Annotated in this window: 18 protein-coding genes; 12 read left to right on the top strand and 6 right to left on the bottom strand. The window is 71.5% G+C overall.

What is annotated here, in order from left to right; genetic code table 11:
• Window positions 1-128 precede the first annotated feature (128 nt).
• Window positions 129-959 (bottom strand): ABC transporter permease, encoded by an 831-nt coding sequence (locus D458_RS0120060; RefSeq protein WP_026119503.1) that lies wholly within the window; start codon window positions 957-959, stop codon window positions 129-131.
• Window positions 956-1,930, bottom strand: coding sequence for a daunorubicin resistance protein DrrA family ABC transporter ATP-binding protein (locus tag D458_RS0120065; RefSeq protein WP_017588525.1), 975 nt, complete (start codon window positions 1,928-1,930; stop codon window positions 956-958). Before D458_RS0120065 ends, D458_RS0120060 begins: the two co-directional genes overlap by 4 nt.
• Window positions 1,931-2,066: 136 nt before the next feature.
• Between D458_RS0120065 and D458_RS0120070 the strand changes: the two genes are divergently transcribed.
• Window positions 2,067-2,648 carry a PH domain-containing protein gene (locus D458_RS0120070; protein WP_193374635.1) on the top strand — a complete coding sequence of 194 codons (582 nt, stop codon included), beginning with the start codon at window positions 2,067-2,069 and terminating at the stop codon, window positions 2,646-2,648.
• On the top strand, window positions 2,648-4,627 hold the full coding sequence (locus D458_RS0120075) for a PH domain-containing protein (RefSeq protein ID WP_017588527.1): 1,980 nt from the start codon (window positions 2,648-2,650) through the stop codon (window positions 4,625-4,627). The genes D458_RS0120070 and D458_RS0120075 overlap by 1 nt, the downstream gene beginning before the upstream one ends.
• Before the next feature lie 121 nt (window positions 4,628-4,748).
• On the opposite strand, the gene sepH is transcribed toward D458_RS0120075, so the two are convergent.
• Complete coding sequence (gene sepH / locus D458_RS0120080) at window positions 4,749-6,209, bottom strand: septation protein SepH (protein ID WP_017588528.1); 1,461 nt, start codon at window positions 6,207-6,209, stop codon at window positions 4,749-4,751.
• A 570-nt stretch (window positions 6,210-6,779) separates the two neighbouring features.
• On the opposite strand from sepH, the gene D458_RS0120085 reads away from it, so the two are divergent.
• On the top strand, window positions 6,780-7,862 hold the full coding sequence (locus D458_RS0120085; protein ID WP_017588529.1) for a hypothetical protein: 1,083 nt from the start codon (window positions 6,780-6,782) through the stop codon (window positions 7,860-7,862).
• Window positions 7,863-8,051: 189 nt separating this feature from the next.
• Here D458_RS0120085 and D458_RS0120090 read toward each other — a convergent pair whose 3' ends face one another.
• On the bottom strand, window positions 8,052-9,350 hold the full coding sequence (locus D458_RS0120090; RefSeq protein WP_026119505.1) for a D-arabinono-1,4-lactone oxidase: 1,299 nt from the start codon (window positions 9,348-9,350) through the stop codon (window positions 8,052-8,054).
• Between the two features lie 132 nt (window positions 9,351-9,482).
• Here D458_RS0120090 and D458_RS0120095 point away from each other — a divergent pair, with 132 nt between their 5' ends.
• The 5 genes from D458_RS0120095 (at window position 9,483) to D458_RS0120115 (ending at window position 15,991) form a co-directional block, all read left to right on the top strand.
• On the top strand, window positions 9,483-10,514 hold the full coding sequence (locus D458_RS0120095) for a ferrochelatase (protein ID WP_040702618.1): 1,032 nt from the start codon (window positions 9,483-9,485) through the stop codon (window positions 10,512-10,514).
• A 199-nt stretch (window positions 10,515-10,713) separates the two neighbouring features.
• Window positions 10,714-12,756, top strand: coding sequence for a S9 family peptidase (locus tag D458_RS0120100; protein WP_017588532.1), 2,043 nt, complete (start codon window positions 10,714-10,716; stop codon window positions 12,754-12,756).
• Window positions 12,757-12,965: 209 nt separating this feature from the next.
• On the top strand, window positions 12,966-13,778 hold the full coding sequence (locus D458_RS0120105; protein ID WP_026119506.1) for a TetR family transcriptional regulator: 813 nt from the start codon (window positions 12,966-12,968) through the stop codon (window positions 13,776-13,778).
• Window positions 13,779-13,818: 40 nt separating this feature from the next.
• Window positions 13,819-15,087, top strand: coding sequence for an FAD-dependent oxidoreductase (locus D458_RS0120110; RefSeq protein ID WP_017588534.1), 1,269 nt, complete (start codon window positions 13,819-13,821; stop codon window positions 15,085-15,087).
• Between the two features lie 91 nt (window positions 15,088-15,178).
• Entirely contained in the window at window positions 15,179-15,991 is an 813-nt protein-coding gene (locus tag D458_RS0120115) for an inositol monophosphatase family protein (RefSeq protein WP_017588535.1), read from the top strand.
• 170 nt (window positions 15,992-16,161) lie between these two features.
• On the opposite strand, the gene D458_RS37030 is transcribed toward D458_RS0120115, so the two are convergent.
• Window positions 16,162-16,326: a hypothetical protein gene (locus tag D458_RS37030; RefSeq protein WP_017588536.1), complete on the bottom strand. Its 165-nt coding sequence runs from the start codon at window positions 16,324-16,326 to the stop codon at window positions 16,162-16,164.
• Between the two features lie 700 nt (window positions 16,327-17,026).
• Here D458_RS37030 and D458_RS0120125 point away from each other — a divergent pair.
• The 3 genes from D458_RS0120125 to D458_RS0120135 all read left to right on the top strand — a co-directional run bounded on the left by D458_RS0120125 (window position 17,027) and on the right by D458_RS0120135 (window position 19,692).
• Window positions 17,027-17,680, top strand: a complete 654-nt coding sequence (locus tag D458_RS0120125) for a response regulator transcription factor (protein ID WP_026119507.1) — start codon at window positions 17,027-17,029, stop codon at window positions 17,678-17,680.
• Window positions 17,677-18,909 carry a sensor histidine kinase gene (locus D458_RS0120130; protein ID WP_017588538.1) on the top strand — a complete coding sequence of 411 codons (1,233 nt, stop codon included), beginning with the start codon at window positions 17,677-17,679 and terminating at the stop codon, window positions 18,907-18,909. Before D458_RS0120125 ends, D458_RS0120130 begins: the two co-directional genes overlap by 4 nt.
• Before the next feature lie 486 nt (window positions 18,910-19,395).
• The gene (locus tag D458_RS0120135; protein WP_013153901.1) at window positions 19,396-19,692 is read left to right on the top strand and encodes a DUF4193 domain-containing protein; all 297 of its coding nucleotides are present in this window, start codon (window positions 19,396-19,398) and stop codon (window positions 19,690-19,692) included.
• A gap of 304 nt (window positions 19,693-19,996) precedes the next feature.
• On the opposite strand, the gene D458_RS0120140 is transcribed toward D458_RS0120135, so the two are convergent.
• Window positions 19,997-20,272 carry a DUF4235 domain-containing protein gene (locus D458_RS0120140; protein WP_017588539.1) on the bottom strand — a complete coding sequence of 92 codons (276 nt, stop codon included), beginning with the start codon at window positions 20,270-20,272 and terminating at the stop codon, window positions 19,997-19,999.
• A 184-nt stretch (window positions 20,273-20,456) separates the two neighbouring features.
• Between D458_RS0120140 and valS the strand changes: the two genes are divergently transcribed.
• Window positions 20,457-23,039 (top strand): valine--tRNA ligase, encoded by a 2,583-nt coding sequence (gene valS / locus D458_RS0120145; protein WP_017588540.1) that lies wholly within the window; start codon window positions 20,457-20,459, stop codon window positions 23,037-23,039.
• Window positions 23,040-23,136: the final 97 nt, after the last annotated feature.

The following is a 23,136-nucleotide window of genomic DNA, read 5'->3' on the forward strand; positions in this document are numbered from 1 at the left end:
CCGGGTCCGGCGCTCCGGAACCTGGTGCACCGGGTCATCGGGTCGGGCCATCGGGTACCGAACCGCCGCGGGCCGCAGGCCCCGCCGACGTCCGCGGCGGGGCCCGCGGCCCGGTCCTGCCGAGGGGGTCAGGTCCGGCGGCGGTAGGCCCACACGGCGAGCGGGAAGAAGACCGCCGTGATCACCACGCTCCAGAACAGGGTCCAGGCGACCGGTCCGGCGGCGTCTCCGCCGAGCATGAGCGCGCGCATGGCGTCCACCACGTGGGTCACCGGGTTGTTCGCCGCGATCGGGGCCAGCCAGGCAGGCATGTCGTCGGGCGAGACGAACGCCGAGCTGCCGAAGGTCAGCGGGAACAGCAGGATCATCGCGAACGACTGCACGGCCATCGGTGTGCGCGCCATCATGCCGACGAAGGCCGACATCCAGCACAGCGCGAACGCGAACAGCAGCACCAGCGCGCTGGCGACCACCACACCGCCCACTCCGCCCTCGGGACGGAACCCGATCGCCAGACCCACCAGCATCACCATGACCACGGTGATGGAGTAGCGGACCAGGTCGCCCAGGATCGCGCCGGTCAGCGGAGCCGAACGCGCGATGGGCAGGGACCGGAACCGGTCGAAGATCCCCTTCTCCACGTCCTGGCTCAGACTGAATCCGGTGCCCATCGTGGCGAAGATGACCGACTGCGCGATGATGCCGGGCATCAGGAAGTCGCGGTAGGTCTGCCAGTCGCCCATCATCGCCTGTCCGAAGACGAAGACGAACAGCGTCACGAACATCACGGGCTGCAGCATCAGCCCGAAGACCTCTTCGGGGTTGGCCTTGATCTTCAGGACACTGCGCCAGGCGAGCTGGAGCCCGTGCTGGACGGCGGTCAGAGGGGTGATGCGAACCGGGGCCACCAGCTCGCCTCCCCGCGGTGCCGACCTCGGCCGGGTCGTCACGGCACTCATGCTGAGATCCCTTCGTTCGCGGGCCGGCCCGCGGTCTCGTCCTCGGCGGTGTGGCCGGTCAGGGCGAGGAAGACCTCGTCCAGGCTCGGCCTGCGCAGGGAGAGCTCGGCGACGGCCACGCCCTGTTCGTCCAGGCGGCGCACGGTCTCGGGCAGGACGCCCGAGTCGGTGACCGGGACGCTGACGAGCAGCCCGTCCGTCGTCACCGGTGTGCTGGTGACGGCCTCGACGATCCGCGAGGCCAGCGGCAGCTGTGCGGGGTCGACGGTGCGCAGCTGCAGCACCTGGTCGCCCGCGCGGTTCTTCAGCTCCTCGGGGGTGCCCCGGCTGATCACCCGGCCGTGGTCCAGGACCATGATGTCGTCGGCGAGCTGGTCGGCCTCCTCCAGGTACTGGGTGGTGAGCAGCACGGTCACGCCGTCGCTCACCAGCCCGCGCACGACCTCCCACAGGCCGATGCGGCTGTGCGGGTCCAGGCCCGTGGTCGGCTCGTCCAGGTACAGCAGGGCGGGGCGGCCCACCAGGCTCGCCGCCAGGTCCAGGCGGCGGCGCATGCCACCGGAGTAGGTCTTGGCGGGGCGGTCGGCGGCGTCGGACAGCCCGAAGCGCTCCAGCAGCTCCTTGGCCCTGGCCCGGGCGTCGGTGCGGCCGAACCCGAGCAGGCGGGCGATGAGCACGAGGTTCTGGGTACCGGTCAGTTCGGCGTCGACCGCCGCGTACTGGCCGGTCAGGCCGATCTGGCGACGGACCTCGTGCGGCTGGCTCACCACGTCGAAGCCGCCGACGGTGGCGTGGCCCGCGTCGGGTCTGAGCAGTGTGGAGAGAATGCGGACGGTCGTCGTCTTCCCGGACCCGTTGGGCCCCAGGACGCCCAGCACGGCTCCCGACTTGGCAGTCAGGTCCACGCCGTCAAGGGCCGTCTTGCCCTTGAAGCGCTTGACCAGACCCTCCGCGCGGATGGCGTCAGTCATGTGATCCTCCGTTTCAACGTCTGTCCCCAAGTGTGCCGACCTGCACTGACAGAACGCTGACAGACCGGTTCGCCCCCTCCTGACAGCATCCGCGTACACGCTTGTCAGGGGGTGAAGCCCTACACTCGTGCACGTGATGAACACCCCGCCCCACGACGCCATTCCTCCTTCGGGGGAGTCCCCTGAACCGCCCGGATCGGCCGGGGTCGCGCGACTGCGGCCACCGCTGCGGAGGGTGAGCGGACGCGCGATCGGGGTGTGGACCCTGCGGCTGCTCTTCGGGGCGGTCTTCAACCTGGTCGTGCTGAGCCTGATCGCCTGGGCCGCCGGTTCGGCCCCCTGGGGATGGATTCCGGACCGGGTCTCGGAGAACGCCTGGATGCTGCCGGTCGCCTACTCCGTGTACGCACTGGCCAAGATCGCGATCGTGCCGTCCTGGCGCTACCGGGTCCACCGCTGGGAGGTCGGCGACGACGTCATCTACACCCGGGTGGGGTGGATCAGCCGGGCCTGGCAGCTGGTCCCGGTCAACCGGCTCCAGACCGTGGACCACACCCAGGGCTGGCTGGAGCGGATCTTCGACGTGGCCACGCTGAAGGTCCAGACCGCCTCCTACGCCGGCTCCTCGACCATCGAGGGGTTGGACTCCGAAGAGGCGCGCAGGCTCAGCGAGGAGCTGGCCGTGCGCGCCGGGACCCTGCGGGACGACGCGACCTGATGGACCGAGAGCACGGACAGCACGAACCCGACCCGGACCGCTCCGGCCCCGCCGCCTCCGAGCCGGACGCTCCCGGTGACGGGGGAGCGGGCGGTTGGGTCGCGCCGGGCAGCACCCCCTCCGGGGCGCTGCCCGAGCCCCACACGGGCCAGTGGTCCCCGCCCGCCTCCGAACCGGGACCGGGGACCGCGCCCCGGGCCCCGCAGGGCAGACCACCGCATCCGGGGCACCACGTGCCCCCGGACGGGGGTGACCGGGCCCAGGGGCAGCCCTCCACCGAGGGGCAGCCCCGCTCCTGGTGGGGCGAGGACTCCGGGGGCGCCCACGCCCCCGTCGTCGGTTTCGGCGAGGAGAGCGCCCACCAGCTCAGCCCGCGCAGCATGGTCGTCGGGCCGATCAACCAGCTCAGGAGCCTCCTGCTGCCCGTCCTCGCCGGTCTGGTGGTCGGCGGGTTCAACCCCTGGCTGCTGACCGCCACCGGGTTGGGTGTCGTCGCGCTCCTCATCGGCGGGCTCGTCACGTGGAAGACCTTCCGCTACGAGGTGGGCGAGGAGCGGATCGAGATCCGCAAGGGCCTGATCCGGCGTTCGCGGCGCACCATCCCGCTGGAACGGGTCCGGGGCGTGGACGTCACCAGCACCCTCCTGCACCGGATGCTGGGTGTGGCCGTGGTCCGGATCGAGGCGGCCGCCGGTTCGGTCGGAGACACCGAGGACGGAAAGCTCGACGCCGTCTCGGCGGAGGAGGCCGAGCGGCTGCGCCGGGTCCTGCTGCACCGCAAGGCCGTGCTCACGGAACGGGGTACGCCGCAGGGGCAGGGCGTACGGGAGGAGAGGGACACCGGGGAGGGCGAGGACGTCCGGGACGGGGGCGGCCCCGGGGGATCAGGCACCTCCGGGCCCGAGGGCCGCGACGGCGCCGGGTCCCCGCTCCCGGCGGGCGCCGTCCCGACCGCGGCCCAGGACACCGACGGCGCCGACGACACCGTCACCCACTTCACGATGCCCGGGAGCTGGTACCTGTACGGGGCGCTCAGCATCGGGTACCTGCTGACCCCGTTCGTGGTCCTGGCGACCCTGTTCGGCATGGTCCAGCAGTCGGCGGGGGAGATGGCCACCGACTTCTTCGTCGACTGGGTGACCACCGCCGACCGGGCCTTCCTCGTCCTCTTCGGGACGGTGTCCGTCGCAGTGCTGGTGCTGTTGATGCCGGTGTTCGCCGTGGTCTCCTACGCACTCACCCACTGGGGGTTCTCCCTGCGGGACCGGGACGGTTCCCTGGTCGCCGAGCGCGGCCTGTTCACCCGGCGCAGCGTCACCCTGGAGAAGCGGCGCATCCGCGGGTACGAACTGCTGGACAACCCCCTCGAACGCACTCGCGGGGCCGTGGGGCTGCGCGCCATCGTCACCGGCCTGGGGGACGCCGCCACCCGCGCGGTCCTGCTGCCGGTCGGTCCGCGGTCGCGGGTGGAACCGGTGGTGGACCGGGCCCTGGCCCTGTTCCGGGGGCCGCTGACCCGCCACCCCCGGGCGGCGCTGTACCGGCGCCTGATCCGCTCCGTGCTGCCCTTCGCCGGGGTGGCGGCCGCGGCGGCCGTCCTGGACGTCACCTGGCTGGCGGTGGTCGCCGGGATCCTGGCCCTGCTGGGGGTTCCGCTCGGTGTCGACCGCTACCGCTCACTGGGGCACGGTTACGACGGTGAGCGCGTGAGTGTGCGTTCGGGCTCGCTGTCGCGTTCACAGGCCACGGTGGAGCGGTCGGCGGTGATCGGCTGGACCTGGACCCAGACCCTCTTCCAGCGCCGGTCCTCCCTCGCCGACCTCCAGGTCACCGTGGGGGCGGGCAAGGGCGGCTACACCGCGATGGACGCCTCACTGGACGAGTCCGTGGACTTCGCCGCGCGGATCACCCCCGAGATGGTCCGCCCCTTCCTGGCCACGGACGAGGACGGCCGGGACCGGGACGGCGACCGGGCCTGAGGGCGGGGGAGAACCCCCGGGAACGCAAGGAGGGCGGTCGCGCACGGCGACCGCCCTCCCCTGTCGTCACTGCTCCCGGCGTTCCGGACCCCGAGTCCGAAGCGCCGGGGCGCTCAGAGGTTCACTCGTTCTTCTTCGAACCGAACATGATCTCGTCCCAGGACGGCACCGAGGCGCGGCGCCCCCGGCCCTTGCGCTTGGCCGGGCCGCCGCTGGGAGAGCCGTTGGCCGCTGCCGGAATCGCCGGGGCCGTGGGCGGCTGTTCGGCGGCGCGGCGCGGAGTGCCCTTGTCGGTGAGGTCGATGGTGGCGCGGCGGCGGCGCGGGCGCTGCTGCCCGGGGTCCTCCGTGTCCGGGGCCGCCTCCTCCGGTTCGGCCTGGGGAGCGGGCGCGGGTGCGGGCCGGGTGTCCAGCCAGTCCGGTGCGGCGGGCGGTTCGGGCCTCTGCCGGGGTTCGGGCTGGCGCGGTTCGGTGCGCTCCGGGGTCTCGTAGGCGGCGGGCTCGGTCTCCTCGAAGGCGTGCCTGCGGGGCTCGGGCCGCTGGGGCTCGGGCCGGCGGGGTTCGTACTGCTGGTGCTCGGGACGTGCGGGATGCGCTTCGGCCGGATCGGCGAACCGCTGGTGGACCGGCTCGGGCCGGGGCGCGGCGGGCCGCGGGGTCTCCGGCCGGGGCGCCGCGGGCGGTGCCTCGTTCCGCCGCTCCGCGAACCTCTCACTGGGCCGTTCGAGGGGCCTGCGGTGCGGGGGCTCCTGGTGCTGCGGCTCCTGCCGGTGGCGTTCCTCGCGGAGCGGGACGCCGAACTGGTCGGTCTCGGGCCGGCGGGCGACGGGGCGCAGCGGTTCGTCCAACGGCGTGTCCTGCGCGGGCGACAGGCGGCGCGGGGCGACGTGGTCAGGACGTCGCTCGGCGGCGGACTGTGCGTCCAGGCGGGGCAAATCGGTGGTGGCCTCGCTGCGGCGCGGGGCGAAGGGGGTGACGTTCGCCCCGGCTGCGGGGACCGCGTCCAGGGGCTCGTTGGAGGAGAACCGGGTGGCCTCCTCGTCGGCGGGGGTGACGCTGTTGTGTCTGGGCTCGTACAGCCAGTGGGCGACGCGCTCGTCGCCGCCGTGCAGGAAGACGAGCTTGAGCTGCCAGGAGCGGTCCTCCCGCTTCCACGAGTCCCACACCGCGTCGCCGGTCTCCAGCTGGTGGGCACCGATTCGCTTGGTGACCACTTCCTCCAGGGAGGGGCCCGGGGCGGCGTCGCCGTGTGAGCGCACGGTGGCGCGCTGGGCCTGCTGCGCGATGTACTCGCGCTCCTGGAGGACGGGTCCCTCGAACCAGCGAACCCGTTCGATGGGTATCCCGGAGATCTCGGAGATGGCCTCCGCGGTCTCGCCGGACCGGATGCGGGCCTGGATTTCCTTGGGGCGCAACGGATTCTCCACTTCGATCTCGTACTGGCCGAGCCGGGAGAACTGGCCGCGTACTGCGGCACGGAGGCGGTCGTCGACGGGCAGCATGAAGCGGGTGCCACGGCCGGTGCTGGCGAGCACCAGGTAGGTGCCGTCCTCACTCACAGCCACGAGGCGAAGCTCGTGCATCGCCCTCCCTTTCGCGTCCCGTCGAAGGTCGGTCCGGGCAGACCGTCCCCCGCGTTCTCCAAGTCTGGTCGGCCGACAACTGTTCGGCCAGTACCGCGCCCGGCATGTCCGAACTGTGCCCGCCTCCCGGCCCGTGGTGGGCACCACGGTGGGAGCCGCCCCGGGGTTCCGGGGCTCTTATGGTCGCTTCCGGTGCCAATCTTGACACGCTGAACCTTCCGCGACCGGGAGCGATCGTGGGGGAATGTCGCCGATCCCGTACGAAGGCTCCGCCGTGATGGTATCCCGGGTGCCCCGAATCACCCCAGGCCTGGGAAAAACTCCGATCTCGGGCCAGGTCCGAACATGATGCCCCTTGCCATCCGCAACTCGACACGCCGTTGGATGCCACACAGTGATCCTTCTAATTTCATGGCGTTATCAGCGGCCAGTCCCCCTTATGGTGAAGTCTCCATTGATGGGCGTTTTGTGATGTTTGGGGCTTGCGGGAGTGTCTGCCCCACCACACGCCCATCCCACGACCAGGAGCCCCGCCGCGCCCGAGCGCGGCCGACGAAGGGGGACGGCACGATGCCAAGACCCGATCACGGGGACGAGTCCGAGGCGGAGGAGGACAAGAGCAGGAAGAAGCGCATCGACCTGAGCGTGGCGCAGGTCGCCGGAGCCGGTGTCGCCACTCTGACCGCCGCCACCCTGGCCTCCTACCTCAACGTCTACGGGACCGTCATCGGCACCGGCGTCATGGCCGTGCTCAGCACCACCGCCGCCCCGGTGATCCAGCACTGGATCACCCGCAGCAGCGAGCAGGCCAGGGAACTGGCGGAGAAGAAGGCCGCGAGACAGGCCGGCGCGCAGGCCCTCGTCGAGGCCGAGGCCAACGCCGACCAGGTGGGGCTCGACACCGGCGCCACCCGCGCCGCGGACCCCGACGCCCGCACCCCCTTCGGTTCCGACGCCGACGCCACCCGGACGATGGCCATGCCCGTGGTGGGGCGGGACCTGCCCGGCCGGACGGTCGCGCACGGCTTCGGCGACCCCGAGGACCCCACGGTGGTGGGCGGACCGGCCGCCGACGCCACCGAGCTCATGCCCCTGGTCGGTGACGGACCCGACGGTAGGGGGCACGGGGACACGGGCCACGGGGAGGACGTGGACGGCTTGGGCGAGGGGACCGGAGCCGAGCCGCCCAAGCGCAGTCGGCGTACCGCCGTCATCTCCGCCGCTGTGGTGTTCACCCTGGTCATGCTGGTGATCCTGGCCTTCGAGCTGCTGACCGGGCGTTCGCTGACCGCCTGGACCCAGGGGCAGGACGAGTCCACCTCGCCCTCGTTGCTCGGCGGTCACTCCACCACGGAACAGGTCGAGGAGGAGGCCCCGGAGACCGAGGGGGAGGACCGGCCCCAGGGGGAGAACGACCCCGGAATCCGGGAACAGGGGACCGACGAGCCGGTCGACCCCGAACCCACCGCGCCCCCGGTCGAGCCCCAGCCCGAGGTTCCCGGCGGCGGACAGACCGAGCCGACCGATCCGCCTGCGGGCGGAGAAGAGGAGCCGGTGGAACCGGGCGGCGGTGGCGAGGCGCCCGACACCGGCCAGGAGAACCAGCCCGAGGGCGACGCCCCGGCCGAACCCGCCCCGGCCCCCGCCGGCTGAGCCCCGGACGGACAGCGGCCCTCGGGGCCTACCGTCCGTGTGGCACACCCTCGCCGGGAGGTACCGTCCCTGGGGCACACCGTCTCCAGGACGCACGGCCCCTCCGGGAGGCGCGGTTCCCAGGACACGCGAAGCGGACCCCGGCCCCGCGTTCCCGAGGGCCGGGGTCCGTCGTATTGAGCGGGTCGGTCAGCCGAAGACCCGGTCCAGGTAGGCGTTGCCGAAGCGGCGCTGCGGATCCACCCGGTCCCGCACCGCGAGCGCGTCGCCCAGTCGCGGGTACACGCTCTCCAAGTAGGCGCGGTCGCGGGTGTGCATCTTGCCCCAGTGCGGCCGCCCGCCCACGGAGGTGAAGACCGCCTCCAGGTCGGCGAAGTAGGACTCGTAGGGTGTCCCCTTGTACATGTGCACCGCCACGTAGGCGCTCTCCCGCTCGTAGGCGGTCGACAGCCACACGTCGTCGGCCGGGGCGAACCGCACCTCCACGGGGAAGCTCACCCGGTGGTCCCCGCGGTCCACGATCGAGCGGGCCTCGCGCAGCACGTCCGCCAGGTGCTCGGCCGGGATCGCGTACTCCATCTCCACGAACCGCACGTCGCGCACCGTGGTGAACACCTTGTGCGAGACGTCGGTGTAGGTGCGTGCGGACAGCGCCCGCGAGCTGATCTGGTTCACCGCAGGGACCGCCGCCGGGAAGCGGCGGCACACCCGGTTGATCCGTTCGAAGAGGGTGTTGGACAGGAAGTCGTCGTCCAGCCAGCTCTTGAAGCCCGACAGCGGAGCCGCCGGCCCCTGGGAGATGTTGTTGCGCTTGGTGTTGGTGTTCCCGGTGTGGGGGAACCAGTAGAACTCGAAGTGGTCGTTCTCCGCGCGCAGTTCGGGGAGGCGCTCCAGCACCTCGTCCAGGGGCATGGGCTCCTCGCGGGCGTGGAGGAGGAACGCGGGGCGGACCGCCATGGTCAGTGCCGTCACCACACCGAAGGCGCCCAGCCCCACGCGGGCCGCGTGGAACAGCTCCGGGTCCCGCTCGGCCGAGCACTCGACCACGGAGCCGTCGGCCAGCACCATTTCCAGCCCCACGACCTGACTGGCCAGACCGCCCGCGTCCCGACCGGTGCCGTGGGTGCCGGTCTGCACCGCCCCGGAGACGGTCTGCACCGCGATGTCGCCCATGTTGGCCAGTGCCACACCGTGCGCGGCCAGCGCGTCGTTGAAGTCGCACAGGGGCAGCCCGGCCTCGACCGTGGCGGTGCCCGCCCCGGGGTCGATCGAGCGCACGCGGGTCAGGGAGGTGGGGGCCAGGAGCAGGCCGTCGGTGATGGCCACGTCCGTGAAGGAGTGGCCGGAGCCGACCATGCGTACGCGCAGGTCCTCGGCGGCTGCGGAGGTGATCTCGGCGACGACCTCGCCGGTGTTGTTGGGGGCAGCCGTACGGCGGGGGCGGGCCTGGTGGGTGTCGGCCCAGGTGTGCCACAACACATCAGTCATGTCGCGACATTACCGATCAGTCACTTGTGTGGCCAGAGCGGAAGTGGCCCTGGTCACGGAAGGTACGAAAGTCCCACGACATGGCCCGGGGTCGGATCGAGGAGGCCCCGGGGAGCTGGTTTCATGAAGTACATGAGGCCTTACGACGCGTTTTTGCTGATCTCCTTCGGTGGCCCGGAGGGCGAGGACGAGGTCATCCCGTTCCTGGAGAACGTCACCCGCGGGCGCAACATCCCCCGCGAACGGTTGGCGGAGGTCGGTGAGCACTACTTCCTCTTCGGTGGAGTGAGCCCGATCAACCAGCAGTGCAGGGACCTGCTCGCCGCCGTCACCGCCGACTTCGACGCCAACGGCATCGACCTTCCGATCTACTGGGGAAACCGGTTCTGGGAGCCGATGCTCACCGACACCCTCGCGAAGATGAAGGAGGAGGGGGTGCGCCGCGTGTTGGCGCTGCCCACCTCCGCCTACTGCAACTGGTCCAGCCGGACCGCCTACCACGAGGACATCCAGCGGGCCCTCGCCGACCTGGGCGAGGACGCCCCCGAGGTCGACCTGATCCGGCCCTTCTACAGTCACCCCGGGTTCGTCGAGCCCCTGGCGGAGTACACGCAGGACTCCCTGGACAAGCTCCCCGCCGACCAGCGAGAGGGCGTGCGCCTGCTGTTCTCCGCGCACTCCATCCCGACCGCCATGGCCGAGGCCAGCGGCGGCCCGGACCAGGGCTTCGGTCCGGAGGGCGCCTACGGGGCCCAGCTCGCCGAGGTGGCCCGCCTGGTGGTCGAGCGCCTGGACCGCGCCTACCCCTACGAGCTCGTCTACCAGAGCCGCAGCGGTCCGCCCAGCCAGCCCTGGCTGGAGCCCGACGTCAACGACCGGATGGAGCAGCTCGCCGCCGAGGGCGTGCCCGCCGTCGTGGTCGTTCCGCACGGGTTCGTCTCCGACCACATGGAGGTCAAGTTCGACCTCGACGTGGAGGCCAGGGAGACCGCCGACAAGCTCGGGATCGGCTACGAGCGCGCGCTCAGCCCCGGCACGCACCCCGCGTTCGTGTCCATGGTGACGGAGCTGGTGCGCGAGTACACCGGGCGCACCGATGAGCGGCGGCTCAGCTCCCTGCCCCGCTGCGCCGAGAGCGGCGGCCGGTGCTGTAAGCAGCGCTGACCGGCCCTGACCCGGGTCCCGAGCGCGAGGTACCCCCCGGTCCTCGCGATCCCCTCGCGCTCGGCGAACGACCCAGGTCTGGGTCAACAATGTTGACGCCCTCTGAGGTGGGAAAACGAAAAAAGAGGTAGTGACCCGGGTCACCAGGACCGATAGGGTCGGCTCCGACCACAAGTCGACGGTTTCAGGAGATTTTGTCTTGGTTCGTTCCTGGTATGAACTGCCGGAGTACGTCCGCCTGCGCCGCGTGAACGGGCTGCGCCTGTCCCCGGACGGCACCCGCCTCGTCGCGCCCGTGAGCGACATCGCCCCCGACGCCAAGTCCTTCCGCAGCGCCCTGTGGGAGATCGACACCGCCCCCGAGTCCGAGGGCGGGCGCGCACCCCGGCGCCTGACCCGCTCCACCAAGGGCGAGTCCGGCGTCGAGTTCCTCCCCGACGGATCGGTGCTCTTCACCACCGGCCGGGCCGACCCCGAGGCCAAGGACGAGGACAAGCCCAAGTCCGCCCTGTGGCTGCTGCCGGCGGACGGCGGAGAGGCCCGCCAGGTCGCCTCCCGGCCCGGCGGCGTGGGCGCCTTCACGGTCGCCCGCGACTCCGGCCTGGTGGCCTTCACCGGCAAGGTGCTGCCCGGGTCCGAGGACGACGAGGCCGACACCGAGGCCAGGAAGGCCCGGGAGGAGGCCGGGGTCACCGCCATCCTCCACGAGGCCCTGCCGGTCCGCTCCTGGGACAGCGATGTCGGTCCGGACCACCCCCGCGTCTTCACGGCCACCCCGCCCGAGGACGAGGACGCCCGCCTCGGCGAGCCCCGGGACCTCACCCCCGACGCCGGACTGTCCCTGCTCGGCGCCTCCCCGGCGCTGACCCCCGACGGTTCCACCCTGCTCACCGGCTGGGCCGTGCCCACCTCCGGCGGGGCCCGCCGTGACGAGGTCGTCGCGATCGACGTGGCCACCGGCGAGCGCCGCACCGTCGCGGGCGGCCCCGACGCGGGGTTCGAGTTCGACGGGCCCCTGGTCTCCCCGGACGGCACCAAGGTCCTGGTCTCCGCCAGTGACGAGGGCAGCTACGACGGCGAGCCCCGCAACGCCACGCTGTGGATCACCGACCTGGCCACCGGCGAGGGCCGCGACCTGCTGCCCGAGCACGAGCTCTGGCCCCGGGGCTACGTGTGGTCGGCGGACTCCGGCACGGTCTTCCTCATCGCCGACGAGAACGGCCGCCGCCCGGTCTTCCGCCTGGACCTGGCCACCGGCTCGCTCACCCGGATCACCGGCGACCACGGCGCCTACAGTGCGCTGAACCCGTCCCCCGACGGCCGCCACGTCTACGCGCTGCGCGACGCCTGGGACGCCCCGCCCGCTCCGGTGCGCCTGGACGCCGACGCCACCGACGGCCGGCCCACCTACCTGCGCACCCCCGGGTCCGAGCTGACCATGCCGGGCACGCTCACCGAGGTCGAGACCACCGCCGACGACGGCACCCGGATCCGGTCCTGGCTGGTGCTGCCCGAGGAGGCCTCCGCCGCGTCCCCCGCCCCGCTCATGCTCTGGGTCCACGGCGGCCCCTACATGAGTTTCAACGGCTGGTCCTGGCGCTGGAACCCGTGGCTGCTGGCCGCCCGCGGCTACGCCGTCCTGCTCCCGGACCCCGCGCTGTCCACCGGCTACGGCCAGGACATGCTCCGCCGGGCCTGGGGCCAGTGGGGTCCGCGCACGCACGCCGACGTCATGTCGATCACGGACGCCGCCGAGGCCCGCGAGGACATCGACGCCGAACGCACCGCCATGATGGGCGGCTCCTTCGGCGGCTACATGGCCAACTGGATCGCCGGGCACACCGACCGGTTCAAGGCGATCGTCTCGCACGCCTCCCTGTGGCAGCTGGACGGGTTCAGCGGCACCACCGACTACCCGCCGGTGTGGGAGAGCGAGTTCGGCACCCCGCTGGCCCAGCCGGAGCGCTACCAGCTGAACTCGCCGCACCTGCACGCCGACAAGATCCGCACCCCGATGCTGGTCATCCACGGTGACAAGGACTACCGGGTGCCGATCGGCGAGGGCCTGCGCCTGTGGCGCGACCTGCTCCTGCACGAGGTCGACGCGAAGTTCCTGTACTTCCCGGACGAGAACCACTGGATCCTGACGCCCGGCAACGCCCAGGTCTGGTACGAGACGGTCTACGCCTTCCTGGACCACCACGTCCACGGCAAGGAGTGGATCAAGCCCGAGCTGCTCTAGGGCCGAAGAGCCGGTCGGCCCCCGGTGGCGGGCCGGCTCGTCGAAGGCGGATCCGTCGGGGTCCGGGTCCGGTGCCACCGGGCCCGGACCCCGACGGCAGGCGGGGACGAGCTCGTCGACCCGGTTCCGGGACGGGGCCGTCGCTACTTGAACGGGCTCACCGGCTGAGATCCTTGTCTGATACTCGATTACGGCCTATGTTGGCCCTGATGTCAGATTTCGAGCACGCACGAGTCCCGGACGATCTGGTGGGCGCGGCGATCCGCGCGGCCGAACGGACGGGGAAGGACGTGGCCGACGTGTCCCTCGTCGAGATCGCCCGGGAGGCGGGTGTCTCCCGCAGCACCCTCCTGCGCCGCCTCGGAGGCACGCGCGGGGTGCTCGACGAGGCGGTCCGTGCGGCCGGAGTCGATCCGGGCGGACGGCCGCCCGTCCGGGAACGGGCGGCCGAGGCCGGGGCCCGCATGATGGGGGAGCTGGGTCTGGCCGCCACCACCGCGGAGGCGGTCGCGGTAGCCGCCGACTGCTCGGTGCACAGCGTCTACGCGGCCTTCGGCTCCCGCGACGGCCTGCTGGCGGAGATCTTCGAACGGCACAGCCCTCTGCCCGGCCTGGAGGCCTACCTCGCCGACGCGGGCGAGGACCTGTCCGCCACCGTCCACGGCGTCCACCTGCTGGTCGCCCGCACCCTCGTCCGCGAGCCCCGGGTGATGCCGGCACTCATCGCGGACGTGTTCGCCAGGCCCACCGGTCCCACCCGGAACCTGATGGCCACCCGCTTCCTCCCCCGGGCCCTGTCCGTCATGGGCGGCTGGCTGTCCCGCGAGGTCGCCGGCGGGCGCGTCCGCGATCTGCCCCTGCCCCTGCTCGTCCAGCAGCTGCTCTCGCCCGTCGTGGTCCACTTCTCCCTCCGCCCGGCCCTGGCGGGGGTACCAGACGTCGATTTTCCCGACCTGGAAGGGACCTGCGCCGTGTTCAGCGACGCCTTCCTCCGGGCCGTGGCGACCGAACCGCCGCACTGAACAGGGACGGCCCCGCCTTTCCTGGAACGGGAGGTTCCCGATGACCGAACACACGACCTGCCTGATCGCCGGCGGCGGACCCGCCGGCATGATGCTCGGCCTGCTGCTCGCCCGTGCGGGTGTGGCGGTGACCGTGCTGGAGAAGCACGACGACTTCCTGCGGGACTTCCGCGGCGACACCGTCCACCCCTCCACCGTGCGCCTGTTGGACGAACTGGGCCTGGGGGAGCGGTTCGCCGCACTGCCGCAGAGCGCCCTGGACCGGGTGGCCTTCCCGCTCGGCGGGGGACGGGTCGTGACCGTCGCCGACTTCCGGCGGCTGCCCGGCCCGTACCGGCACATCGCCATGGTTCCCCAGTGGGACCTGCTCGACCTCCTCGCCTCCGCGGCCGGGGAGGAGGCCGCCTTCACCCTGAGGACGGGGACCGAGGTCACGGGGCTGCTCCGCGAGGGCGGTCGCGTGGTCGGGGCCCGGTACCGGGGGCCGGGAGGCGAGGGGGAGATCCGCGCGGACCTGACCGTGGCCTGCGACGGCCGAGGGTCCCTCGTCCGGCGGGAGGCGGGGCTGGTCCCCCGCGAGTTCCCCGTGGGCATCGACGCCTGGTGGTTCCGGCTGCCCGGAGCATCGGAGCACGTCACGGCACTCACCCCGCGGGTCGGGCTGGGCCGGTTCCTCGTGGTGATCCCGAGGGAGGACTTCCTCCAGGTCGCCTACATCGGTCGCAAGGGCACCGACCGGGAGCTGCGCGCCCGGGGAGTGGAGGCGTTCCGCGCCGACGTCGCCGAACTCCTCCCGGAACTCCCCGACCAGGTCGGCGCCCTGGAGTCGATGGACCAGGTCAAGCACCTGGACGTGCGGCTGAACCGCCTGCGCCGGTGGCACACCGACGGGCTGCTGTGCATCGGCGACGCCGCGCACGCGATGTCCCCGATCGGCGGAGTGGGCATCAACCTCGCCGTCCAGGACGCGGTCGCGGCGGCGACCCTGCTGGCCGGGCCGCTCAGGGCCGGCCGCGCCGACGCGGGCGCCCTGGCGCGGGTACGGCGCCGCAGGCTCCTGCCGACCGTCGTCGTCCAACTCCTGCAACGGGTCATGGAGAAGCTCCTGGCACAACCGATGATCCAGGGCAGGAGGCTGGGGCCGCCCCGGCCGGTGCTGGCCCTGGTGGAGCACCTGCCGTTCCTGACCGCGGTGCCGGCCCGCCTCATCGGCCTGGGACTGCGCTCCGAACACGCACCGGGGTTCGCCCGCCGCCGACCTGCCCGCTCCCCGCGGGCCGGCGGCACCGACCCGGCCCCGGGGCCCTGACACGCCGCGGCGGCCGGGGCGCGGCGTAGAGTTCGTTGGCGGAAGCGTCCAGGCACGACCGCGCCTGGCGGCCACGAGCGGAAGGGCACCAGTGAGCACCACCCAGTCCCCACACGACCCGGAGAAGCTGCGGGACCTCGCCGTCGCGGTGGCGGCGGAGGCCGGGGAGCTCGCGGCCAAGGGGCAGGAGGGCATCACCGTCCTGGAGACCAAGTCCAGCCCCACCGACGTCGTCACCGAGATGGACCGCGCCACCGAGGACCTGATCCGGGACCGGCTGCTCGCGGCCCGGCCGGACGACGCGGTCCTCGGTGAGGAGGGTGGCGGCGCCGACGGCACCAGCGGGGTGCGGTGGGTCGTCGACCCCATCGACGGCACCGTGAACTACCTGTACGGAAGCCCCGACTGGGGTGTGGCCGTCGGTGCGGAGATCGACGGTGTGGTCGTGGCGGCCGCGGTCCACCTGCCCCTCCACCGGCAGATGTTCGACGCGGTCCTCGGCGGCGGGTCCCGGCTCGACGGCCGTGCCCTGCGCGCCCCGGAGGCGGTTCCGCTGGACCGGGCCCTGGTCGCCACCGGCTTCGGCTACTTCCCCGAGCGCCGCCTCCAGCAGGCCAGGGTCCTCACCGGCGTGATCCCGCACATCCGCGACATCCGCCGGGGCGGTTCGGCCGCGGTCGACATCACCGGCATGGCCACCGGGCGCTACAACGCCTACTACGAGCGGGGCCTCCACCTGTGGGACTGGGCCGCACCGGGCCTGGTCGCCAGCGAGGCCGGGCTGCGGGTGGGCGGCCTGCACGGCGGTCCGCCCGGCAACGACCTGGTGATCGTCGCCCGCCCCGGCCTCTACGAGCAGCTCGACGCGCTCCTGGCCCCGCTCGGAGCCGACACCGACGCCTGAGCCGCGCCCCGCGCGGACATGCGAGTGCCCCGGACACGGTCGGTGTCCGGGGCACGGTCGGTGTTCGGGGTACAGGAGAGGCGGGGTCGGGATCCCTGGGGTACCCGCCCCGCCTCGGCGTCAGAAGTCCCCGTCCCCCTCAGGGGCGGGGACAGCGTCGGCCGCTCCGGTCAGCAGTGGGTGTCGACGCCGTTGCGGGCAGCGATGCGGTAGAGATCCTCGAGCTCCGACGCATGGGTGTCGGCAAGGAAGTCGTCCCCGGCGGCCTGCGCCGACTCGAGCGACCGGTAGGTCTCGCTGATACGGACCTTGATCTCCGCCATGAACTCGCCCATTGCACCTCTTCCAGGGGTAGGCACCGGGACATGTCGATGCCCCGGTGTACATCCGTATGCGCACGCCTGCGCGTCCGCACGAATCGAAGTCGTCACGACCCTGTGACATGCGTGCTCGTCGCGGTCCGGGGCGGTGCCCGGTGTCCACGCGTGCGTCTCCTACCTCTACCGCACTGTGAGCCACGTCAAACCACCGCCCCCCCGCGCGTGATCCTTCCGTAATTTTCCACGGGGGTGGGGCCCGCTTCCGCAGGATGGAAAGCGGCCCGTCGGGAGGGGCCGCGGGACCGCGTGGGGGGTGCGCGTCCGACCGACACGAACACTCGGGGCAAGCGATCGAAAAGAGTGTCACAAGACACATTTCCCGAACAGGGCTTGTGCTTACTTGTTTCTTATTCTTGATGTGTCAGATTTGAGATGTGCGGGGTTGAGCCGTCGCCGACGGTTGGGGGATTCGTCGGCGGCGGCCACCCCGTGCGTAGGGGAGTTGCGAAGCTCCCGGTCCAGCGCCCGTGCCACACGGGGGCGAGGAGAGAGGGGCTCCCCCCGGAGCCCACACGGGTTTACCGTCTCCTTACTCCCACTGTGAGAGAACGGTTGACGCGGCCGGGACCAAGAACGCCGCTGCCGGTGTGTTGGGGGATGCGCCGGCAGCGGCCCCCTTTTTGTTTCCAGACACCGATGCTTGAGAAGGACAACGTTGCGCGTACTCGTGGTCGAAGACGAACGGGTCCTGGCTGACACAGTGGCGGTCGGACTGCGGCGGGAGTCCATGGCGGTCGACGTCGTCTACGACGGGGACGCCGCCCTCGAGTACACAGCGGTCAACGACTACGACGTCGTCGTCCTCGACCGCGACCTCCCCGGAACCCACGGCGACGACGTCGCCCGCTCCCTGGTCAACGAGAGCTACAACGGCCGCATCCTGATGCTCACCGCCTCCGACGGTGTCGAGGACAAGGTCGAGGGGCTCACGATCGGGGCCGACGACTACCTGGCCAAGCCCTTCGCCTTCGCCGAACTCATCGCCCGGGTGCACGCCCTGGGCCGACGCTCGGCGCCCCCGCTGCCGCCGGTGCTGGAGCGGGGCGGCATCACCCTGGACCCGGCCAACCACCAGGTTCACCGCGACGGCCGTGAGGTATCGCTCACCCCGAAGGAGTTCGCGGTCCTCCAGGTGCTCATGCGCGCCCAGGGAACCGTGGTCAGCGCCGAGGGACTGCTGGAGAAGGCCTGGGACGAGAACGCCGACCCCTTCACCAACGTCGTCCGGGTCACCGTGATGACCCTGCGCAAGAAACTCGGTGACCCTCCGGTCATCCAGACCGTCCCGGGGGCGGGGTACCGCTTGTGAGACCGGGGGAGCGTCCAGAGCCGGGACAGGTCGAACCCACGCGCCCCGGGGACACCGGGACCTGGCGCAGCCTGAACTCCGTCGCCCCGGGCGGGGCCGACGCCGAACGCTCCACCGCCCACGCCACGGTCCGGCGCTTCACCGACAACATCAGCCTGCGCGCCCGCCTCACCCTGATCTACGGGATGCTGTTCTTCGCGGCCGGCTCCCTGCTGGTCCTGGTCAACTACCTGGTCGTCGCGGTCCTGCTCAACGCCCTCCTCGCCGAGGAGAGCCCCGCCGAGCTGATCGAGAACAGCCACTACATCGAGCAGGTCCTCACCCACGTCACCCGCTTCTCACTGCTCGCCCTGTTCCTCGTGGGCCTGCTCGCGGTGGCACTGGGATACGCCGTGGCGGGCCGTGCACTGTCACCCCTGCAGAAGATCACCCGGATCGCCCGAAGGCTCTCCGAACGCTCCCTGCACGAACGCATCGCCCTGTCCGGGCCCGACGACGAGATCCGTGAACTCGCCGACACCTTCGACGGCATGCTCGAACGCCTCGACCGGGCCTTCGACGGGCAGCGGCGCTTCGTCGCCAACGCCTCCCACGAGCTGCGTACGCCCCTGGCGATCAACCGCACCCTCCTGGAGGTGGCCCTGGGCGCCCCGGAGGTCTCACCGGACCTCAAGACCGTGGGCCAGACCCTCTTGGAGACCAACGCCCGCCACGAGCGCCTCATCGACGGCCTGCTCTTCCTGGCCAAGACCGACCGCGAACTCGAGGTCAAGGCCAGGGTCGACCTGAGCGAGGTCGCCACGACGGTGCTCAGCCAGCTCAGCGGCGACATCGACCAGTCGGGACTGTCGCTGCGCCAGGACCTGCGCCCGGCACCGGTGATCGGCGACCCCGTGCTGCTGGAGCGCCTCGTCGCCAACCTGGTGGAGAACGCCCTCAAGTACAACGTCAAGGAAGGCGAGATCACCGTGCGCAGCGGCATGTACGAAGGCATGCCCGCGATCCAGGTGGAGAACTCGGGCAAGGTCATCCCGGCCTACGAGATCGAAGGGCTCTTCGAGCCGTTCCGCCGCGGTTCCGGCGACCGCGTGGGCTCGGGCCGCAGCGCCGGCCTGGGCCTGTCCATCGTGCGTTCGGTGGTGCGCGCGCACGAGGGCGTGGTGACCGCCTGGCCCCGCGCGGGCGGCGGTCTGGTCATCACCGTGTGCCTTCCCGTACCCCCGGGATAGGGGAACGGAGGGCCCGAGTGTCACCGGTAACGAGGGTGAAGCTGCATACGGCCCCGCTTCGTGGTATCTATACGTGTCCGAAGACACGCCCACCCCTGTCACGAGCGTCGACCCGGGGTGGGTATGCTTCCCCGGGCGTGGACACGGAGGGAATCCCTCCTGACGTGGGCATGTCTTGGTTTTCGCCCGTACTCGGGGGAGTGCTCCACGCTTGTCCGGCATGTGGGCGCAAACGTGTTTTCTGGTCTAAGAGGCGTCCGACGTCGGGTAGTACAGCAGGGAACGACCCGCGAGGGGCCACTGAACCTTGGCCGCCTCCGGTCACGGTCTCGTCAAAGTGCTGCTGACCTGTGAACAGTGACCCGGGAGGGGGCACCGTTCATCGACATCGGGAAAACTCATCGGCCGATCCGGGCACAACGAAGGTCTCTCAAGCGTTACACCCGCGCGACGAGGCACTAAACGAGGGGGATGGAGTTAGCAGAGATGGCGACCGACTACGACAGCCCGCGCAAGACTGACGAGGACATCAACGAGGACAGCCTCCAGGAGCTGCAGGCGCGGCGCGTGGACAAGGGCACCGGCACCATCGACGTCGACCCCGACGAGGTGGCCGAGGGCATGGAACTGCCCGGTGCCGACCTGTCCGGCGAGGAGCTCGCTGTGCGCGTGCTTCCCCGCCAGGCTGATGAGTTCACCTGCTCGCGCTGCTTCCTGGTGCACCACCGCAGTCAGCTCGCTGAGCAGCGCGCCGGTCAGCTGGTCTGCAAGGAATGCGCCTGACACCGACGGCGACGGGTTCGTGCACGGCGCCCCACAGCCCTCGAGGACGCTGAGGGACGCGGGACAGGAACTGTTCGACCATCGGCTGTCGGTCACGACCGGGGACACCCGAGCCGCGATCCGATGCGTCCCCTCCGGGGGCGCATCGCGCGTCTTCCCCCCAGCCGGGGCCCGGCCGGCCCGACCGGTCGGCACGCAGCACGGCGGCGCACAGCACGACGGTGGACGGCCGACCGCACATGGGGGATCCCCAGTGTGGTGAGCCGCCCACCGTCGTCGCTACGTGCCCGGTCAGGGCACGGGCTCAGACCTCCAGGTCGCGTCCGCCCGACCCGACCAGCTGCTTGCGGGCGGCGCGTACGGCTAGCACCCTGGCGACCTCCACGCCGACACCCGCCATCACGGCCCAGCTGAGGGCCCGGCCCAGGCTGACGTCCGGGGACTCCAGGTCCGTCGGCGGCTCCTCACCGGTCGCGCGCGTCCAGGCGAAGGTCAGAGCCTTGCGCGTGACGAACTCGGCCGCGAACCCCGCGATGAGTCCGAGGACGACCGGTCCGACCTCACCGTCCTTCTTAGCCATGTGAATCGTTCACCGTTCCCTTGTGCGTACGATGGTGCGCGCGAAGGCGCAACGTCTGCACGGGAATCCTTTCACGCCGCCCCCGCCCCCGCAGCGTCGGCCGCGGTCGGGATCACCCCGTTTTCCCCGCCCGGGGCGGAAAAGCGGGAGCGACCAGGGTCGCAGGAGCACTAACATTGCCCCCATGACCAACCGCTCTCATTCCTTCCGCATGCCCGACAAGCCTTCGCTGGACGGTATCGAGGCGAAGTGGGTCGACGTATGGGATGAGTCCGGCGTCTACCACTTCGACCGCACCCGCAGCCGCGAGGACGTCTACTCGATCGACACCCCGCCGCCCACGGTCTCGGGTTCGCTGCACATCGGCCACGTGTTCTCCTACACGCACACCGACACCGTCGCGCGTTTCCAGCGGATGAACGGCAAGGCCGTCTTCTACCCCATGGGCTGGGACGACAACGGTCTGCCCACCGAGCGCAGGGTCCAGAACTACTACGGCGTCCGCTGTGACCCCTCGGTCCCCTACGACCCGGACTTCCAGCCGCCGGAGAAGCCCGACCCCAAGCGGCAGATCCCGATCTCGCGCCGCAACTTCATCGAGCTGTGCGACATCCTCACGGTCGAGGACGAGAAGGTCTTCGAGTCCATCTGGCGCCGTCTGGGGCTGAGCGTCGACTGGCGGCACACCTACGCCACCATCGACGACAACTCCCGCGCCGCCGCCCAGCGCGCCTTCCTGCGCAACCTGGCCCGCGGTGAGGCCTACATGTCGGAGGCGCCCACCCTGTGGGACGTCACCTTCCGCACCGCCGTCGCCCAGGCCGAGCTGGAGGACCGGGAGCGTCCCAGCGCCTACCACAAGGTCGCCTTCCACAAGCCCGACGGCACCCCGGTCCACATCGAGACCACCCGCCCCGAGCTGCTGGCCGCCTGTGTCGCGCTGGTCGCCCACCCCGACGACGAGCGCTACCAGGACCTGTTCGGCACCACCGTGACCACCCCGGTCTTCGGCGTCGAGGTCCCCGTCCGGGCGCACCGCCTCGCCGACCCCGAGAAGGGGTCCGGCATCGCGATGATCTGCACCTTCGGTGACACCACCGACGTCACCTGGTGGCGCGAGCTCCAGCTGGAGACCCGCCCCATCATCGGCTGGGACGGCCGCGTCATCGCCGACCCGCCCAAGGGCGTCGACTCCGACGCCGCCCGCGAGGCCTACGCCCAGCTGGCCGGGGCCACCGTCCACACCGCGCGCGAGCGCACCGTCGAGCTGCTCAGGGCCAGCGGTGACCTGGTGGGCGAGCCCAAGCCCATCACCCACCCGGTGAAGTTCTACGAGAAGGGCGACAAGCCCCTCGAGATCGTCACCACCCGCCAGTGGTACATCCGCAACGGCGGCCGGGACGAGAACATCCGCGCCCAGCTCATCGAGCGCGGCCGCGAGCTCTCCTGGCACCCCGAGCACATGCGCCAGCGCTACGAGAACTGGGTCGAGGGCCTCAACGGCGACTGGCTGATCAGCCGCCAGCGGTTCTTCGGCGTCCCCTTCCCGGTCTGGTATCCGCTGGACGCCGAAGGCAACCCGGACTACGACCGGCCGCTGCTGCCCACCGAGGACCAGCTGCCCGTCGACCCCAGCTCGCAGGCGCCCGCCGGATACACCGAGGACCAGCGCGGCCAGGCGAACGGGTTCATGGGAGATCCCGACGTCATGGACACCTGGGCGACCTCCTCGCTCTCCCCGCAGATCGCCTCCGGGTGGGAACGCGACCAGGACCTGTTCGAGCGGGTCTTCCCGATGGACTTCCGCCCGCAGGGCCAGGACATCATCCGCACCTGGCTGTTCTCCACCGTGGTCCGCGCCCACTTCGAGAACGACAGCCTGCCCTGGAACACCACGGGCATCTCCGGCTGGATCCTGGACCCGGACCGCAAGAAGATGTCCAAGTCCAAGGGCAACGTCGTCACCCCGGTCGCGCTGCTGGAGAAGTACAGCTCCGACGCGGTCCGGTACTGGGCGGCCAGCGGCCGCCTGGGCACCGACACCGCCATGGACGAGGGCCAGATGAAGGTCGGCCGACGGCTGTCCATCAAGATCCTCAACGCCAGCAAGTTCGTCATGTCGGTCGCCGGTGAGAACGCCACCACCGACCCCGCGCAGGTCACCGAGCCCCTGGACCGGGCCATGCTGGCCGCGCTGGCCGATGTGGTCGAGGAGGCCACCGTCGCCTTCGTCGCCTACGACCACACCCGGGCCCTGGAGCGCACCGAGCGCTTCTTCTGGGACTTCTGCGATGACTACCTGGAGCTTGTCAAGACCCGGGCCTACGACACCGAGTCCGCCGTGGGCGCCTCCGCCCGCGCCGCGCTGCTCATCGCCCTGGGCGCCCTGCACAAGCTCTTCGCCCCCTTCGTCCCCTTCGTCACCGACGAGGTCTGGAGCTGGTGGCAGGACGGTTCGGTGCACGCCCAGAGCTGGCCCGAGGCCGCCGAGTACCGCGCCGCGGCCGCCGGCGGTGACCCGGCCGTCCTGGCCGCCACCGCCGAGGTGCTGCGCTCGGTCCGCAAGGCCAAGTCCGAGGCCAAGCTGTCCATGCGCGCCGAGGTCGACAACGTCCGCGTGCGCGGCAAGCAGGCCGAGGCCGCCCGTGCCGCATCCGCTGACATCGCGGCGGCCGGCCGCACCGCCGGGATCGAGTTCGAGACCACCGACGACGGCGATCTCAGCGTCGAGGTGACGCTGGCCGAGCCCACCGAGGCGCCCGAGTAGGTCGGCACCGGTAGCGACACCGGCACTCACGGGGCGGGTCCGAGCACACCTCGGGCCCGCCCCGTCGCCGTGTCCGGCCCCGGAACGCCCCCGTACA

Origin of the sequence: Nocardiopsis ganjiahuensis DSM 45031, from assembly GCF_000341085.1 — a bacterium.
GTDB lineage: Bacteria > Actinomycetota > Actinomycetes > Streptosporangiales > Streptosporangiaceae > Nocardiopsis > Nocardiopsis ganjiahuensis.